The sequence below is a fragment of the Pseudomonas sp. P8_229 genome (assembly GCF_034008635.1).
In the GTDB taxonomy this organism is placed as follows: domain Bacteria; phylum Pseudomonadota; class Gammaproteobacteria; order Pseudomonadales; family Pseudomonadaceae; genus Aquipseudomonas.
On record NZ_CP125378.1, the window covers coordinates 3,097,501 to 3,114,917 of the forward strand.

General features: G+C 58.9%; 9 protein-coding genes, 3 rRNA genes and 1 pseudogene (1 of these 13 running past the window's edge). 4 read left to right on the forward strand and 9 right to left on the reverse strand.

The window, feature by feature from the left end:
- The 3 genes from QMK55_RS14140 to rrf (QMK55_RS14150) all read left to right on the forward strand — a co-directional run.
- Window positions 1–2,043 (forward strand): 23S ribosomal RNA (locus tag QMK55_RS14140); it begins 849 nt to the left of the window's first position.
- Window positions 2,044–2,188: 145 nt separating this feature from the next.
- Window positions 2,189–2,304 (forward strand): 5S ribosomal RNA (gene rrf, locus QMK55_RS14145).
- Between the two features lie 105 nt (window positions 2,305–2,409).
- A 5S ribosomal RNA gene (gene rrf, locus QMK55_RS14150) occupies window positions 2,410–2,525 on the forward strand.
- Window positions 2,526–2,597: 72 nt separating this feature from the next.
- Here rrf (QMK55_RS14150) and QMK55_RS14155 read toward each other — a convergent pair.
- The 4 genes and pseudogenes from QMK55_RS14155 to QMK55_RS14170 all read right to left on the reverse strand — a co-directional run bounded on the left by QMK55_RS14155 (window position 2,598) and on the right by QMK55_RS14170 (window position 7,944).
- A pseudogene (locus QMK55_RS14155) lies at window positions 2,598–3,776 on the reverse strand (PepSY-associated TM helix domain-containing protein).
- 77 nt (window positions 3,777–3,853) lie between these two features.
- Window positions 3,854–6,355: a TonB-dependent siderophore receptor gene (locus tag QMK55_RS14160; protein WP_320329396.1), complete on the reverse strand. Its 2,502-nt coding sequence runs from the start codon at window positions 6,353–6,355 to the stop codon at window positions 3,854–3,856.
- Window positions 6,356–6,442: 87 nt separating this feature from the next.
- Window positions 6,443–7,444 (reverse strand): FecR domain-containing protein, encoded by a 1,002-nt coding sequence (locus tag QMK55_RS14165; RefSeq protein ID WP_102358708.1) that lies wholly within the window; start codon window positions 7,442–7,444, stop codon window positions 6,443–6,445.
- Window positions 7,444–7,944, reverse strand: a complete 501-nt coding sequence (locus QMK55_RS14170) for a sigma-70 family RNA polymerase sigma factor (RefSeq protein ID WP_102358707.1) — start codon at window positions 7,942–7,944, stop codon at window positions 7,444–7,446. The genes QMK55_RS14165 and QMK55_RS14170 overlap by 1 nt, the downstream gene beginning before the upstream one ends.
- Before the next feature lie 329 nt (window positions 7,945–8,273).
- Between QMK55_RS14170 and QMK55_RS14175 the strand changes: the two genes are divergently transcribed.
- The gene (locus QMK55_RS14175) at window positions 8,274–10,154 is read left to right on the forward strand and encodes a methyl-accepting chemotaxis protein (RefSeq protein ID WP_320329397.1); all 1,881 of its coding nucleotides are present in this window, start codon (window positions 8,274–8,276) and stop codon (window positions 10,152–10,154) included.
- A gap of 146 nt (window positions 10,155–10,300) precedes the next feature.
- On the opposite strand, the gene QMK55_RS14180 is transcribed toward QMK55_RS14175, so the two are convergent.
- The 5 genes from QMK55_RS14180 to QMK55_RS14200 form a co-directional block, all read right to left on the reverse strand.
- On the reverse strand, window positions 10,301–10,768 hold the full coding sequence (locus QMK55_RS14180; RefSeq protein WP_320329398.1) for an SRPBCC family protein: 468 nt from the start codon (window positions 10,766–10,768) through the stop codon (window positions 10,301–10,303).
- Between the two features lie 22 nt (window positions 10,769–10,790).
- On the reverse strand, window positions 10,791–14,183 hold the full coding sequence (locus QMK55_RS14185) for a non-ribosomal peptide synthetase (protein ID WP_320329399.1): 3,393 nt from the start codon (window positions 14,181–14,183) through the stop codon (window positions 10,791–10,793).
- A 13-nt stretch (window positions 14,184–14,196) separates the two neighbouring features.
- Window positions 14,197–15,126, reverse strand: a complete 930-nt coding sequence (locus QMK55_RS14190; RefSeq protein ID WP_102358703.1) for a diiron oxygenase — start codon at window positions 15,124–15,126, stop codon at window positions 14,197–14,199.
- Entirely contained in the window at window positions 15,123–15,899 is a 777-nt protein-coding gene (locus QMK55_RS14195) for a DUF3050 domain-containing protein (RefSeq protein WP_102358702.1), read from the reverse strand. The genes QMK55_RS14190 and QMK55_RS14195 overlap by 4 nt, the downstream gene beginning before the upstream one ends.
- A 768-nt stretch (window positions 15,900–16,667) precedes the next feature.
- Window positions 16,668–17,378, reverse strand: a complete 711-nt coding sequence (locus QMK55_RS14200) for a GntR family transcriptional regulator (RefSeq protein WP_102358701.1) — start codon at window positions 17,376–17,378, stop codon at window positions 16,668–16,670.
- Between the last annotated feature and the right edge of the window lie 39 nt (window positions 17,379–17,417).

Here is a 17,417-nt window from a genome sequence, read left to right on the forward strand (position 1 = left end):
TAGAGCACTGTTTCGGCTAGGGGGTCATCCCGACTTACCAAACCGATGCAAACTCCGAATACCTACAAGTGCCGAGCATGGGAGACACACGGCGGGTGCTAACGTCCGTCGTGAAAAGGGAAACAACCCAGACCGTCAGCTAAGGTCCCAAAGTTATGGTTAAGTGGGAAACGATGTGGGAAGGCTTAGACAGCTAGGAGGTTGGCTTAGAAGCAGCCACCCTTTAAAGAAAGCGTAATAGCTCACTAGTCGAGTCGGCCTGCGCGGAAGATGTAACGGGGCTCAAACCATACACCGAAGCTACGGGTATCACTTAGGTGATGCGGTAGAGGAGCGTTCTGTAAGCCTGTGAAGGTGAGTTGAGAAGCTTGCTGGAGGTATCAGAAGTGCGAATGCTGACATGAGTAACGACAATGGGTGTGAAAAACACCCACGCCGAAAGACCAAGGTTTCCTGCGCAACGTTAATCGACGCAGGGTTAGTCGGTCCCTAAGGCGAGGCTGAAAAGCGTAGTCGATGGAAAACAGGTTAATATTCCTGTACTTCTGGTTATTGCGATGGAGGGACGGAGAAGGCTAGGCCAGCTTGGCGTTGGTTGTCCAAGTTTAAGGTGGTAGGCTGAGATCTTAGGTAAATCCGGGATCTTAAGGCCGAGAGCTGATGACGAGTTACCCTTTGGGTGACGAAGTGGTTGATGCCATGCTTCCAAGAAAAGCTTCTAAGCTTCAGGTAATCAGGAACCGTACCCCAAACCGACACAGGTGGTTGGGTAGAGAATACCAAGGCGCTTGAGAGAACTCGGGTGAAGGAACTAGGCAAAATGGCACCGTAACTTCGGGAGAAGGTGCGCCGGTGAGGGTGAAGGACTTGCTCCGTAAGCTCATGCCGGTCGAAGATACCAGGCCGCTGCGACTGTTTATTAAAAACACAGCACTCTGCAAACACGAAAGTGGACGTATAGGGTGTGACGCCTGCCCGGTGCCGGAAGGTTAATTGATGGGGTTAGCTAACGCGAAGCTCTTGATCGAAGCCCCGGTAAACGGCGGCCGTAACTATAACGGTCCTAAGGTAGCGAAATTCCTTGTCGGGTAAGTTCCGACCTGCACGAATGGCGTAACGATGGCGGCGCTGTCTCCACCCGAGACTCAGTGAAATTGAAATCGCTGTGAAGATGCAGTGTATCCGCGGCTAGACGGAAAGACCCCGTGAACCTTTACTATAGCTTTGCACTGGACTTTGAATTTGCTTGTGTAGGATAGGTGGGAGGCTTTGAAGCGTGGACGCCAGTTCGCGTGGAGCCATCCTTGAAATACCACCCTGGCAACTTTGAGGTTCTAACTCAGGTCCGTTATCCGGATCGAGGACAGTGTATGGTGGGTAGTTTGACTGGGGCGGTCTCCTCCTAAAGAGTAACGGAGGAGTACGAAGGTGCGCTCAGACCGGTCGGAAATCGGTCGTAGAGTATAAAGGCAAAAGCGCGCTTGACTGCGAGACAGACACGTCGAGCAGGTACGAAAGTAGGTCTTAGTGATCCGGTGGTTCTGTATGGAAGGGCCATCGCTCAACGGATAAAAGGTACTCCGGGGATAACAGGCTGATACCGCCCAAGAGTTCATATCGACGGCGGTGTTTGGCACCTCGATGTCGGCTCATCACATCCTGGGGCTGAAGCCGGTCCCAAGGGTATGGCTGTTCGCCATTTAAAGTGGTACGCGAGCTGGGTTTAGAACGTCGTGAGACAGTTCGGTCCCTATCTGCCGTGGACGTTTGAGATTTGAGAGGGGCTGCTCCTAGTACGAGAGGACCGGAGTGGACGAACCTCTGGTGTTCCGGTTGTCACGCCAGTGGCATTGCCGGGTAGCTATGTTCGGGAAAGATAACCGCTGAAAGCATCTAAGCGGGAAACTTGCCTCAAGATGAGATCTCACTGGAACCTTGAGTTCCCTGAAGGGCCGTCGAAGACTACGACGTTGATAGGTTGGGTGTGTAAGCGCTGTGAGGCGTTGAGCTAACCAATACTAATTGCCCGTGAGGCTTGACCATATAACACCCAAGCAATTTGCGAACTCGAGAGAGGCCAGATTGCGGTGTGTGAAGACGAAACGAACCGAAAGTTCGAGAGAAACACACAAACTATCGCATACCCAATTTGCTGAGGCGTCGAAAGACGAGTCGGCACACCGAATTTCTTGACGACCATAGAGCGTTGGAACCACCTGATCCCATCCCGAACTCAGCAGTGAAACGATGCATCGCCGATGGTAGTGTGGGGTTTCCCCATGTGAGAGTAGGTCATCGTCAAGATTAAATTCCGAAACCCCAATTGCGAAAGCAATTGGGGTTTTGTTTTAGTAGAAGTTCCCATTTTTGCTGGCACGTTACCGTGTTGACGGGCCAGATACAGAATTTCTTGACGACCATAGAGCGTTGGAACCACCTGATCCCATCCCGAACTCAGAAGTGAAACGATGCATCGCCGATGGTAGTGTGGGGTTTCCCCATGTGAGAGTAGGTCATCGTCAAGATTAAATTCCAGAACCCCTGTCTGCTGACGCAGACAGGGGTTTTGTCGTTTCAGGACCTGCCCAAAAAACCGATCAGGCTGTTTTACGGGCCTTGCTAATACGTCGGGCCTGCCACTTGCACCACCAGATGTAGACGCCAGTCCCTGACAGCCCCGCAATCAGAAAACCCAACACCGCGACCATCACCTGCCCGGTAAAGCCAATGATTCGTCCGCCGTGTATCGGTAACTGCAATCGATAAAAGCGTTCCCCCAACGTCCCTTCTCCAGCGATTTCCTGCCCTAATAATCTTCCGTCCGTGCCATGAAAGAACAATCAGGATTTGCCATGGGCCTCAGTGTCGTGCTGTCCAAACCCTGCGCCGTAGAAGTTGTACTCAAAGCTGTAATACAACTCCCCGATCGCTGCTGTCAGTCCTAGCCTCTTCCCCTCCTGCAATGCCCTCTCGTACGCCTGTTGATAACTTAACCGCGTCACGCCGAGCTCGGAAGAAGGCATTCGTTCGCGAGACTCATAGATGCTCGGCTCAATGGGCGAAAACAACGACACTACCGGTTTGAATACCTGACTCGGCAGGTTCATCGCGACACTACTGATCGCAATCGGCAGGAGCAGCAACCATAGCCACAATCCCCCCGCCCGATGCAGATCGAAGTTGAGCCGATAAGCGTGCCCGCTCTTGATCTTCCAAGCCGTCGACCACCTCTCCCAGAACGGCTTGCCCCGCGGAAGCGTCAGTCACAGCGCGATGAAACAATCGCTCACCCAAGCGATGGCCACCAGGCCCATCAGCCACAATCCCCAGTTACCGGGCAACGTCAGGTTGTAATGAAACTCGAGAATGAACGGGATGAAGTTCTCTCGCGCAAAGCGGCACTCGCCCCAGTAACGTTGCCCTTTCTGTTCGGCACTTACCGGGTCCAGGTAGAACACCTGATTGCGTTCATCAAACGGTTCGCCTGTCGAGGGATCGTTACGCGGGACAGCCGCCAATAACGCGGTATGCCCCAATTTGTCCGGGTACTCCATGTACCAGACCTGCAGCTTGGGATGCGCAGCTTGCACAACATCGACCAACGTTCCGGGAGGCAATCGCTGACCCTCGGTAGACGCCGCGTAAAATTGCGGATTCAGCCACTCATCCAGCTCATGACTGAACGCCAGAATGCTCCCCGTAATCCCGGCCAGCAGCAAAAACACCGCCGTCACCAGGCCGATATAGCGATGTAACAACACTAACAATGCGCGCATGAAAATTTCCCCACAGAGACGGCAAAGCCAGCCCCTGAACAATCAGAGGCTGGCTTTTTTATGCACAAGGCAAAGGCTTAGAACTGGTAGCTGACCGTGGCGGCGACGTTGCGCTCTTCGCCCATGTAGCAGAAGTTCAGACTCGCGCAGGAGGCCACGTAGGACTCGTTGGTGAGGTTGTTCGCGTTCAGGCGCACGTCGACGCCCTTCAAGCCGACCTTGCCCAGGTCATAACCGATCGAGGCGTCGAACAAGGTGTAGGAAGGCACCTTCAGCGTGTTTTCCGCATCCGCCCAGCTGTAGCCGACATAGCGCACACCACCGCCCAGGCGCAGGCCATCAAGTGCCGCGTTATCGAACTTGTAGTCCGCCCACAATGACGCCATGTGACGCGGTGCCTGAGTCGGCGAGTTACCCTTGTTCTCGATCACATTGGTCGGCGTGCTCAGGGTGCTGAGCATCGACTTCGAGTACTCGATATCGGTAAAGGTATAGCTGCCGAGCACTTTCAGGTTGTCGGTCAACTGCATGTGCGCTTCCAGTTCCAAGCCTTGCGAACGGACAGCGCCGACAGCGCGATAGAAGTTTTCCTGCGGCAGCTTGGTCGCGAGGTTCTCCTGATCGATGCGGAACAGCGAGGCGGTGAACAGGTTGTCGGTGCCTGACGGCTGGTATTTCAGGCCGACTTCCCACTGCGTTCCGTCGGTTGGCGGCAGCGGATTGCCGGCGCTGTCGGCATACGAGTTCGGGTTAAACGACTCGGAGTAACTGATGTACGGCGCCATGCCGTTTTCGAACAGATACAGCGCGCCAGCGCGGCCAGTCAATTTGGTGCGTCGGTCATTGATTTGCGTGCCCAGCGGGCGCCCTGCTTCGGCGATGCGGTTTTCATCGGAAGTCTCGACCCAGTCCTGACGCAGACCCAGCGAGAAGCGCCATTGGTCCATCTCGATCAAGTCTTGCAGGTACACCCCGGTCTGCTCCAGGCGCCGCAGATAACTGGTCTCTCCATACATTTCGATCGCCGAGTTGCCGTAGATCGGATTGAACGCATTGATCGGTGCCAGGCCGCCACTGGTCCAGTCGACCACCGTCTTGCGTCGCTGATAGTCCGTGCCCATCAACACGGTGTGCTTGGTGGCACCGGTGAAGAGTTCAGCCTGCAGCATGTTATCGACGATGAATGCATGCAGGCGCTCATCGCCGCCGGTGTAGTAACGGTTAAGTTCGTTGCTGGTCGGTGTCGTCCAGCCGTAGGCGTAGACCTGATCCATGTTCACTTTGGAGTCGAGGTAACGGAAGTTCTGCCGCGCCGTGAAGACATCGTTGAAGCGATGCTCGAACTGATAGCCGAACGACTGCTGATCCCGCGAGTAGCCATCAATCCCCGGCTCGCCCTCGAAGAAGTGCGGCGAGATGCGGTTGCCGTTGCGCTGATGAATCGTGCCGTCCGCCGGCACGCCACCGTGGTAGCCGCCATCCGGATCGTGCTGCAGATACGCCTGCAGCGTCAGCGAGGTGTCTTCAGTGAAATCGATGCTCAGGGTCGGAGCGAGGGCGAAGCGTTTTTCCTTGTTGTGGTCGGACTGCGTGTCGGACTGATCCGTCAATCCGGTCAGACGATAGGCAATGCGCTTGTCGTCATCGACCGGGCCACTGAAGTCAAAACCGACCCCGCGTTGACCCTGGGTGCCGACAGTCGCCTGAACCTGATGATAGGCCTCGTACAACGGCTTCTTGCTGGTCAGCGCCACCAGGCCACCGGGCGAGCTGCGGCCGTACAACACCGACGATGGGCCTTTGAGAATATCCACGCGCTCGAGGAAATACGGATCGACCTGCATGGTGCTGTAGGTCCCGCTGTCGCCCATCGACTTGAGGCCGTCGAGGTAGATATTGTCCACCGAGCCGTCGTTGAAACCGCGCATCGCCACATAGTCGTAGCGGTGGGTCGCACCATAAGGGTTGGTCAGCACGCCGGGGGTATAACGCATCGCCTGGGAGACGGTCTGCGAGCCTTGGTCGTCCATTTGTTCGCGAGTGACCACGGACACACTTTGTGAGGTTTCCAGCAACGCGGTACTGGTCTTGGTGGCGATCTGGCTGTGGGTGGCGTTGTAGCCCTCCATGCTGCCCAGTGCGTTGCCGAGGGCGAAGCCTTTGATATCGGTGGTCGGTAACGCCAGTGCGTCGCTGTCGTTGACTGGATACAGGATGTAGCTGCTGCCGTCCTGGCTGACTGCTTCCAGACCCGAGCCACCGAGCAAATGGCTCAACGCTTGATCCGTTGAATATTCACCCTGTACGCCCGGAGATTGCCGTCCCTGCGTTTGCTGCGGAGTCATCGACAAGGTGATGCCGGCCTGGCGCGCAAACTGGTTCAGCGCTTCGCCCAGCGGGCCGGCGGCGATGGTGTAGCGATGACTACTCGCCTCACTGGCATTGGCGGCGAGGCTCAGGCAGGGCAACACACCGGCGCCCAGAATAGTGGAGAGCAGGGCCGTGCGAATGGCGTGGCGCAACAAACCCGATTCGGCATTGAAATTCAGAGGTTTCTTACAGGTGATGCGGACAGTCATTGTAGGTTTCCGTGGCAAGTCGCAAAGGCTGAGTTGAAGTGCTTACTGACCAAGCCGGACTTGCGGCAAAAACCCGCCAAAATAATTTCAAGCCACTGGTTCCAGCGTGACCCACCATCGAGTGCGATAACGCAATTGCACCGGCAGCGTCTGCGGCAGGATCGCCAGCAGCTTGTCGGTGTCCTCCAGCCGGAACACCCCGGACAGGCGCAAATCAGCCACGGCTGATGCACACGTCACGAAGCCCTGACGATAACGTCCGACCTCGTTGAGAAAATCGCCCAGGCGCATGTTGCGAGTCACGATCAAACCGTCGACCCACGCGCCCGCGTCCATATCCAGTGGCGGCGCCGGGCGCACCTGATGGTGATCGATCAGGTAGGTCTGCCCAGCGAGCGCCTCAACTGAGGTGCCGCCGCTGTGGATGGCGACGCGCCCGGTGGTGACGCTCAGCCGCGTGCAATCGCTGTCCTGACGCAGGATGAAGCGGGCATTGGTCGGCTCATAAATGCCGTGACGGCTTTGCACGCGAAGCGCTCGGTTGAACGCCGCGCCTTCATCGTTACCGCCGCAAGTGACGATGATTTCGCCGCGAGTGAGTTTGATCAGCCGCTGCTGCGCGGTGTAATCCAGATCCACCGCACTGGCGGTGTTGAGCTCGATCCGCGTGCCGTCGGGCAACTGGAAACCCCGCCGCTCACCAGTCGCCGTGGCGTAGTCGGCGCGCCATTGCTGCCAGGCCGAGGTGTCTTTGGCCAGCCATGCGGCGGAGCCCATCAGCAAGGCGCCGGACAACAGCTTCAAGGCCTGTCGCCGTCCGAGTCCCTGCGCACTGTTTTCCAGCGTATTGAACGCCACGTGTGCGCCGGGCACTGCGCGCAGGTTATGGCTCAGCTCAGCCTGCAGCGACTGCACGCGCTGCCAGGCCAGTTCATGTTCGAGATGTTCGGCACGCCATGCTTCGCACTGACGACTCAGGCGCGTATTGCCATGGTTGTTGCGCAGCCGCAGCAACCAGTGAATGGCTTGTTTGACCACCTGTTGCGGCGGTTCGACCCGGCGCCCGGAAGAGACGTTATCCACAGGCATCAGCTTGCGTACCGCAATACGTAGCAGTGATACAGCGCATCGGCGACGTAACGCTCCACCGAGCGCAGCGACAACCCCATCTGCTCGGCGATCTGCTTGTGGGTCAAACCTTCGCACTGCGCCAGCAGAAACGCCTGACGCACCTTCGGCCGCAAGCCTTCGAGCATGCGCGCGATGCTTTCGAGCAATTCGATCACCAGAGCGCGGGCTTCGGCACTCGGGGTTTCGGTTTCGGGCAAATGGGCGATGGTTTCGAGATAGGCGCGTTCGATTTCTTCACGGCGCCAGTGGTCGATCACCAGACCGCGGGCGATGGTGCGCAAAAAAGCGCGGGGTGCCTTGAGTTCCAGGCGTTCGGTGCGCTGCAGCAGGCGCACGAAAGTGTCCTGCGCCAGATCCGCCGCATCCGCGGCATTGCCCAGCCGCATCCGCAGCCAGGCGTTGAGCCAGCCGTGATGACTACTGTAAAGCGCCTGCACTGCAAACTCAGGTGAGGACATGAACGCGACAGCCCGAACGTCACAAATGATAATTAGTCGCATTTTTATCAAGGGCTGTGAATTTTGCAACCGTCACTCTGATAACAATCAAAAAAACTTTGCGGCGAACCTTCTGGCACGCCGTTCGGCGGGAATCTGGCAGAAACACCGTACATTTCCCACACAGCCCTAAGATTTTGGCGAACGGTGCCGACAGACTGGTGAGACATGCGTGCACCAAAGTAGAGCGGCCATCAGAACGCTGCCTGCCAGCTATTGGACATTTTGGAGCTACATGGAATGTTGCATCCCGGAACGCATCCCCACTTTTTCATAAGAAGTCCCATGAAATGAATCTCAAGTTCAGCCATAAAATTCTGTTGGCCGCCTCGGGCGTTGTGGTCCTGGCTTTCGCTTTGTTCACCCTCTACAACGACTATCTGCAGCGAAACACCATTCGCCAGAACCTCCAGTCCTCCGTGCAGCAGGCTGGTGATCTGACCGCCAGCAGCGTGCAGAACTGGATGAGCGGGCGGATTCTGGTGCTGGAAAACCTTGCACAGAACGTTGCTCATCAGGGCAAGAACGCCGACTTCCCGGGGCTGGTCGATCAACCGGCCTTCACCTCAAACTTCCAGTTCACCTACGTCGGCCAGGCCAACGGTGTGTTCACCCAGCGCCCGGACGCGAAGATGCCGGACGGCTACGACCCGCGTCAGCGCCCTTGGTACAAGCAGGCCGTTACCGCCGACAAGACCATGCTGACCCCGCCGTATATGGCCGCCGTCGGTGGTCTGGTGGTGACCATCGCCATGCCGGTGAAAAAGAATGGCGAGCTGCTCGGTGTGGTCGGTGGTGACCTGAGCCTGGAAACCCTGGTGAAGATCATCAATTCGGTGGACTTCGGTGGCCTCGGCCATGCGTTCCTGGTCAGCGGCGACGGTCAGGTGATCGTCAGCCCGGACAAGGATCAGGTGATGAAGAACCTGAAGGACATCTACCCCAATTCCAGCGTGCGCATCGAGAAGGGCAACCAGAACGTGGTGCTTAACGGTCAGGAACGCATCCTGTCGTTCACCCCGGTCAGCGATTTGCCGAATGCCGATTGGTACATCGGTCTGTCGATCGATCGCGACAAGGCCTACGCCGCGCTTAGCCAGTTCCGTACCTCGGCGCTGATCGCCATGTTCGTTGCGGTCGCTACCATTGCGCTGCTGCTGAGCCTGCTGATCAACGTGTTGATGCGTCCACTGACCACCATGGGCCGTGCGATGCAGGACATCGCCCAGGGCGAAGGTGACCTGACCCGTCGTCTGGTCGTGGAAGGCAAGGATGAATTTGCGGAGCTGGGCAGCTCGTTCAACCAGTTCGTCGAGCGGATTCACGCGTCGATTTCCGAAGTGTCGTCGGCCACCCGTCACGTACACGATCTGTCGCAACGGGTAATGGCATCGTCCAACGCTTCGATCGTCGGTTCTGACGAACAAAGCGCACGCACCAACAGCGTGGCTGCCGCGATCAACCAGTTGGGCGCCGCTACTCAGGAAATCGCCCGCAACGCCGCCGATGCTTCGCAGCACGCCAGCGGCGCGAGCGAGCAGGCCGATGACGGTCGTCAGGTGGTTGAACAAACCATCCAGGCCATGACCGAGCTCTCGCAGAAGATCAGCCTGTCGTGCACCCAGATCGAAACCCTGAATGCCAGCACCGACAACATCGGCCACATCCTCGATGTGATCAAAGGCATTTCGCAGCAGACCAATCTGCTGGCACTCAACGCGGCCATTGAAGCGGCGCGTGCCGGAGAAGCCGGACGTGGTTTTGCGGTGGTGGCGGATGAAGTGCGCAACCTCGCCCATCGCACCCAGGAGTCGGCAGAAGAGATCCACAAGATGATCACCTCCTTGCAGGTCGGTTCGCGTGAAGCGGTGACCACCATGAACGCCAGTCAGGCGTCCAGCGAAGAGAGTGTTGAAGTGGCGAACCAGGCCGGCCTGCGACTGGTCAGCGTGACCCAGCGTATCGGTGAGATCGACGGCATGAACCAGTCGGTGGCTGCCGCGACCGAAGAGCAGACCGCCGTGGTGGAAACCCTCAACGTCGACGTCAACCAGATCAACCTGTTGAACCAGCAGAGCGTCGCCAACCTCAACGAGACGTTGAAGGATTGTGATGCGTTGTCGCAGCAGGCCAACCGGTTGAAGCAGTTGGTGGACAGCTTCAAGATCTGATCGTCAGATTGAAGACCGCGTTAGCGTTCTTCGCGAGCAAGCCCGCTCCCACAGGTTGACCGTGTTCCCCTTGAAGGAATGCGATCAAAATGTGGGAGCGGGCTTGCTCGCGAAGGCGGTGGTTCATCTACTAAAGAACTGAAGCCTTACACAAACAGCTTCAGCACGTTCCCCATCGCATCATCGGCAAACCCCTGCACGAAGTCCTTGAACCCCGGCAGCGCTTCTTCACCACCTGAAGCCGGTTCGGCAATGATCGTCCAGGTCGCCCGAGACTTCCCCGTTCCCAACGATTCCACATTCATCGCCGCCCACAGATTGGCCACCCCCAACGTGTTGTAGATCGTGGTCCAGGTCATGGCCCGCGCCTGTTCATCGCGGGAGTTGAGCTGTTCAACCACCACGTTGCCGTCCTTGAAAAATTTCTTGCGTAGCGAAGACACGCCTTCGCCGGTCATTTCGATGTGCGACAGCGCCGGAATGAAGCGCTCGAAACCGCCGAAGTTGCCGACCACCGCCCAGACCTGCGCCGCGTCCGCCGGCACTTCCACCGAAGAAACGACATGGCAGCCGTGAGGGTTTTTGATCAGGGTGTCGGGTTGCAGATTGCTCATGGTGATGCTCCTTTTGGTTGAACTAGATGAAGTTGATCTGTTTCAGGTAATCGCAGCCGCGACGCAGCAACGCCGGGGATTTTTCCGGGTATTGCGCACCCATTTGCTGCACGCCGGCTTCGGCGTTGGCGTGACCGATCAGGGAGATGTCGCCGATGTCCTCCTCGAAGCCGTTGAGGTAGAAACCGAGTACGCCGAACAGCGCGTTGTCGGCATCGACCCGACCCAATTGCTGCTGCCAGTCGGCCACGCTGACCAGCGAGAACTCACTGCCGGTTTCGCGGAACGAGGCGACGTAGGCATCCCAACTCAGCGGCTCGGGGTTGTGCAGGTTGAACACCGCACGTTCGGTCGAATAACGGCTGGCGTGGAAGGCGATGAAGCGGGCGAGAAAGTCCACCGGCATCAGGTCGAAATTCAGCGCAAAGGCGGGCACCTGACCGAGCTGGATCGAGCCCTTGAGCATCAGCATCAAACGGTTTTTGTGCGGCTGGCAGACGCCGCTCAGGCTGTTGAAACTGATGTTGCCGGGGCGATACAGGTTGACCCACACCCCACGCTCGCGGGCCCGCTCGAGGATGCGCTCGCCGACCCATTTCGACAGGTTGTAGCCGTTGCGGATGTAGATCGGCGGGGTCGCTGCGGCGGGTAACTCGAGCACTCGGCCTTCGCCATCGACGGTGCTTGAAGCCGACAGCGTCGAGACGAAGTTGAAGACCTTTTTGCTGCGCCCTTCGCACAGGCGCAACAGCTCGAAGATCGGCTCGACGTTATCCGCTGCCAGCGACTCGTAATCGAGCACGTGATTGACGTTGGCGGCGTTGTGCACCAGTGCACCGAACTCGCGATCGAGGCGCTGATAATCGTCGTCGGCCAAGCCCAGTTGCGGACGCGTGATGTCTGCCGAATAGATCCGCACCCGACTCAAGTCCAGATGCTCCAGACGGTTCTCCCGCAACGCCTGGGTAAAGCGCTGCGCCGCCGTTTGTCCGTCACCGTCACGCACCAGACACGCCACTTCGCTGGCGCCCCAACCGAGCAGCGCTTCGACGATGTGTACGCCGACAAAACTGTTGGCGCCGGTGACGATCACCTTGTGCACATCGCCCAGGCGGCTGATCGGCAGTGGCTCGATGTCCAGTGGACGCTCGGCGTCGGCCATGGCCTGGGCGCTGAGCACCGCGCTGTCATCGGTACCGCGCACCAACGTCGCGAGCTTGATGATGGTTGGCAGTTCGATGAAGCGGTTGATCGAGATGCTGCGCCCGAATTCCTCGCGCAAACGCAGCAACATCCGCGACAGCAGAATCGAGTGACCACCGAGGTTGAAGAAACTCTCGTCGGTGGAAATATCGCTGCTCGGAAGTTCCAGCAGTTCCGCCCAGATCTCCAGCAACAGCGCTTCGTCGGCATTCGCCGGCAGGCATTTCGGGCCGCTGTCCTGCACGCTGACCGGCAGCTCAAGCAAGGCCTTGCGATCGACCTTGCCGTTGCTGGCGAACGGCATCTGCGGCAGTTCAGTCCACGCCACCGGTTGCATGTAGTCCGGCAAAAACTGCTGGGCATGGGCCTTCAGCGCATCACGAGCGGCGTCTGATTGCGGCTGGGCGAGGAACGCGAGAATCCGCCGCTGACTGTCGATCACCACCGCCACCTGACGGTACAACTGGCTCTCGCGCAGGCAGCGCTCGATCTCTTCCGGCTCGACCCGGAAGCCACGGATCTTCACCTGATTGTCGCGCCGCCCGCACAGCTCGATACCGTGTTCGCCCCACTTGGCCATGTCACCACTGCGGTAGGCCCGCAAGGTCTGGCCGTGCGGCAGTTGCAGGGTCAGATAGCGTTCGGCGGTCTGCTGCGGATTGTTCAGATAGCCGAGACAGACGCCGGGGCCGACGATGAACAATTCGCCGACGGTGTGCTCCGGCACCGGTTGCAGATCGTCGTCGAGGATCAGCACCTGACTGTTGGCAATCGGCCTACCGAGGGTGCGGTTGCTGTCACCCGGTTTGAGTTGCCGGGCGGTGATCAGCACCGTGGCCTCGGTGGGGCCGTAGAGGTTGTGCAGCTTGCCCTGCCGGGTCAGTTGCTCGATGACGAAGGGCTCGCAGACATCGCCGCCGGTCATCACCTCCACGCCTTGCAGTTGCTCCAGCGGCAGGATGCTCAGCAGCGCTGGCGGCAGGAACGCGTGGGTCAGTTGCCGGCGGCGGATCAACGCAACCAGTTGCAGCGGATCGCGGCGTTGAGTGTCGTCGGGTACCACCAGTTCGGCGCCTTGGAGCACCGTCGGAAAGATATCGATCAGCGAAGAATCGAAACTCAGCGAGGAGAACTGCAAGACCCGACTTTCAGCGCGCAACTGCACGTAATCGGCGTACCACGCCGTGAAGTGCGCAAGGTTCGTCTGGCTCAGCAGCACGCCCTTCGGATGGCCGGTGGTGCCCGAGGTGTAAAGCGCCATGCACGGCGCGTCGAGCTCGGGGCGCTGGCGCATCAGCGGTTGGCTGAGGTCGGCGTCGGCGCTGTCGATACGACTGACATCCAGCCCGGGCATCGACTCACTGAGCGGATGCTCACCGTCGTGCAGCAACAATACCGCACCGGCGTTTTGCAGGATGTATTGCTGGCGCTGCAACGGATGGCTCGGCTCCAGCGGCAGGTACACCGCGCCACTGCCGAGCACCGCCAGAATCGAGGCGAACAGCGCCGGGCTTTTCGGCTGGCAAATGCCGACGATCCACGGCTGCGGATGCTGCTCGAGCAGTGGCTGCAGACGTTGCTGGATCGCCCGGCTGTGCGTGTGCAACTGGCGATAGCTGAGCGACTGCTCGGCCAGGTGCAGTGCCGGTCGCTCGGCGTGTTCGATCAGGCTGCGTTGCAGGCGTTCGATCAGCGGCGTCTGCGCCTGTTGCAACAACGCCGGATGCGCCGTCGCGTTGAGGCGATGGACGTAGGCCAGGCTGTCGAGAAACAGCAGGTCTTCCACCTGTTCGAAGTCCGGTGCCGTGGCCGGCGTTGCCTGCTGGAAATACTCGGCATCGCGGGAGAAACGGCTGACCAGCAACGCGACTTCGTCGACCACATGCGTCAGCACGCGCTGGCGCAGTGCCTGACCGTTGCCGGACGGCTCATCGCCGATCGGCACACGGCTGATCAGTGACGAGCCGAGGAAGCACAGCAGGTCGAGCGTCGGTAAACCGCCAAGGCTCTGCGCACCGATACCCAGGCGCAGATGCAAGTGCGGGATGGCGCAGAAATCGCCGGCGCCGATGAAGCCATCGTCGATGATCAGATCCACCGTCGATTGCGCCGCGCTGCTACGCAGCAAAGAGTGACCGTGTTGTTCGAGTTCCTGCGCCAGGTCGGTCATGGCCTGGCTGGCGCCAATCAGCAAAATGTCGAGACGTCTCATGTCGGCCTCCTCATCAAACCAGATAGTCACGCAAGGCGTGCTGCACGCAGGGCGTGTCGAGCAGCGAGCTGTTGTGGAAAAACCGCACGATGTTGCCCACCAGCGGATGGTGACGATTGATCGGGAAGGCCAGCCCGGCCATTTCATCCTTGAGCGAACGACGGATCGCATCGCTCACCGGCAAGGCGTCGATCAGGCGCAGATCGAATGACTTCTGGATGTCGTTGGTCAGGTAATGGCCGATGAACACCGGCAGAATCTGCGCAATGGTTTCCCGATCCGCATCACTGGCGGTGTGCCAATAGATGCGCACCATCCGCGCCCAGAAGCTCGAATGCCGGCCCTCGTCGAGCAGGTGATCAGCCATCAGCCCCTTGATCGACGGCTTGACCGTGTCGTCTCGGGCGAATGCCGCGACGTCACCGGTCACGGTGTTCTCGGCGATAGCCACGCAGATCAGCTCCACCGCGCTGCGCAGGTGCTCGGGCGCCAGTGCCACGGCGGCAGGAATCGCCCGGCTGAGTTCGATTTCAGCGGGCAGTTCGATCGGCTCGATGCCGCTCATGGCCACGGTCTGCTGCATGAAATCCATCGCCACCAATGCGTGGTAATCCTCGTCCACCACCACGGTCATGGCGTCGTAGCGACAGGCGAACGGGAACGGCACGGCGAAACGATTCTTGGCGATGGCGCGGGCGGTCTGGTCGACGATCTCGGTTTCGAAAATCACCACGTCGTTGATGAATTTGTACAGTGTCTGCACCAGGGCGAAATCCCGTTGTTGCGGGCACTCACGCAGGAAGGTTTCGCTGAGCACCAGAGGCTGGCGGCTCAGCGGATAGATCAGGCGTTCATCGTCTTCCAGCACACGCCGTGGCCGGGTGCGGATGGTGGCGCGGCTTTCCCAGGCGTCGGCGAAGGATTGGTAATCGGCGGCGTTCATTGGGCCACCTCCGCCAAGGGCTCACGCATGCTCAGGCGCAGGCCGTCCCACAGGGCGATGCGGCTCTCCACCGCCGCAATGGCGCTGGCGTAGACCTCGGCTTCACGCTGCGGATCGCCATCAACCAGCCGCTCCAGCAGTTGCTCCGCCGCCGGGCCGTGATCTTCGGAGTCGACCTCGATGTGGCGCTCCAGGTAATAGCGAAAGGTCGGAGCCTGTTCGATGCCGATCCCCCAGTCATCGAGAATGCGCTGGAACATCGGCGGGATCACGCTCTCGCGGCCATGCAGAAACGCGGCGGCGACGCTGTGGCCCGGTGCGTGCAGCGCGATGTTCAGAGTCTCGCGAACAAATTTCGCTGCTGCCGGGTCCACCTCGACGCTTTGCAGGGCGACGTCATAACTCACGCCCTCCTGTTGCAGCGTGACAAACCGCTCGACCGCCGTGGTGCTCGCCCCGACTTCGCGCATGGCGTCCAGGTACAGCTCGAAATGGCTGTAATGGCCATGGGCGGGACGGTCGTCGGACTCTTCGCCAAGCACGATTTCGTTAATCAGGCGTGCGGCATGCGGGTCGCGTGGCGGCAACCATGGCAGGCGGGTGCAGGTCAGTTCCTGCTGCAGGCGTTTGGTCAACGACATGAAATCCCATACGGCGAAGACGTGGGATTCCATGAACCGGCGCAGTACCGATAGCGAATCGATCTCGGTGAAGATCGGGTGAACGCTCAATTGAGCTTTTTTCAGGGCGAGTTGTTCTTTAGTTGGCATCATGGCGAACCTCGGTGTTATTGGAATAGAAGGAGTTGCTCATTCAGTGCATCAACGCGGACTCAATAAGTCTGAAACGTTTTCTATTGGCGAACGCTGGCCTCATTCGGATTAATGAAAGTTTGCAAAGTGCATGAAAGGCTCTGGGCTATAGCCTGGTGCTTATCTGCCATGGCTGTAGCTTGACTGCGGAGCTGTGCCGTATTTGTAGGACTAACCCTGCTCGGCGAGGAAAAGCTAATACATCGTTAAATAACTTAACAAGTTTATTTTTAATTATTTTTAGTGGGTTGTTTTTTAAGTATGAGTTGGTCCGGTAAAACTTTTGATTTAAGTTTTACTTGGGCGTAGTTGCTCCTTTCGGCAAATAAAGGCCAAAATTGAGTACAAGAGTGAATGCCTCACTCAAAGCAACTTTCCGATGCAGAGATTGAAGTGATGTATAGGAATGAAAGTTGGCCGAAAACGGCGCCGTAACTTCCTTTTATCCCGTGGCAAGGCTCCTTCCGTAGGTTCCTGGTGCGGGGACTGCGCCGGCGGTGCGGCGCGTCGCCCGTTCTTCATGGGTTGGCCGTTAAAGAGTGCGGGTAAATTGGCGGGACGGCTATGACCGATTCGTCCGCAGCGAGGTGCAATGCCGGGCAAACCGGCGCAGGGAGGTTAGAGCGAACAGGCCGATCCGCCACCCGGTTTGCGGCGCAGCGTAGAGAGGATTTGTAAGCGGGTTATTCGCCGGTCAGGCGCAGAGGCCCATGACCGGCGTGGAGGGTGTCAGCGCACGGCCTTGCGGTTTTGTCCTGCAGGGCTGGCGAGGAAACGGGTAATCACCTCGACGCCTCGGTTGAGATGCTGCGTGAGCAGCTCCACCGACAGTTCGATATCGCGCTCGATCACTGCCTGGAGCATGGCGCGGTGATCTTCCTGGGACAATTTGCCCAGGCCCATGGCTTCGAGGTTGAAACGCAGAAAACGCTCCTCCTCGTTGAGGCCGTCTTCGACCAGCCGCAGCAGACGCTGATTCGGCGCCTTGCTGTACAAGGCCATGTGGAACAGGCGATTGAGCCGACCGATTTCGGTGTAGTCGTGCTGGGTTTCGAGTTCTTCGATATAGCTGGCCGCGCGCGCGTGATCGGCGCTGGTCAGCAGCGGGATCGACTGGCGCATGGCTTCGGATTCGAGCAGGATCCGCAACTCGTAGGTTTCGGTGGCGTCGCCCTGAATCAGCGGCGCAACCACGGCGCCCTTGTGGGTGGTGACGCTCAGCAGTTCCTGCGCTTCGAGCTGGCGCAGAGCCTCGCGCACCGGCATGCGGCTGACCCCGAACAGGTCGGCCAGGTCCTGCTGGCGCAGGGCGGTGCCGCACGGCAAGCGACCGTCCAGGATCGCCGCGCGCAGGGTCTCTTCGATGGTCGAACGGGCGAGGTGAGCGGGAATCGGCCCATCGACTTTGATGCTGTGCAGCGGTTTGGGCTTCTGTGTCACAACTACTCACCCTGAATGATCACGGAATTTGGATCCAAA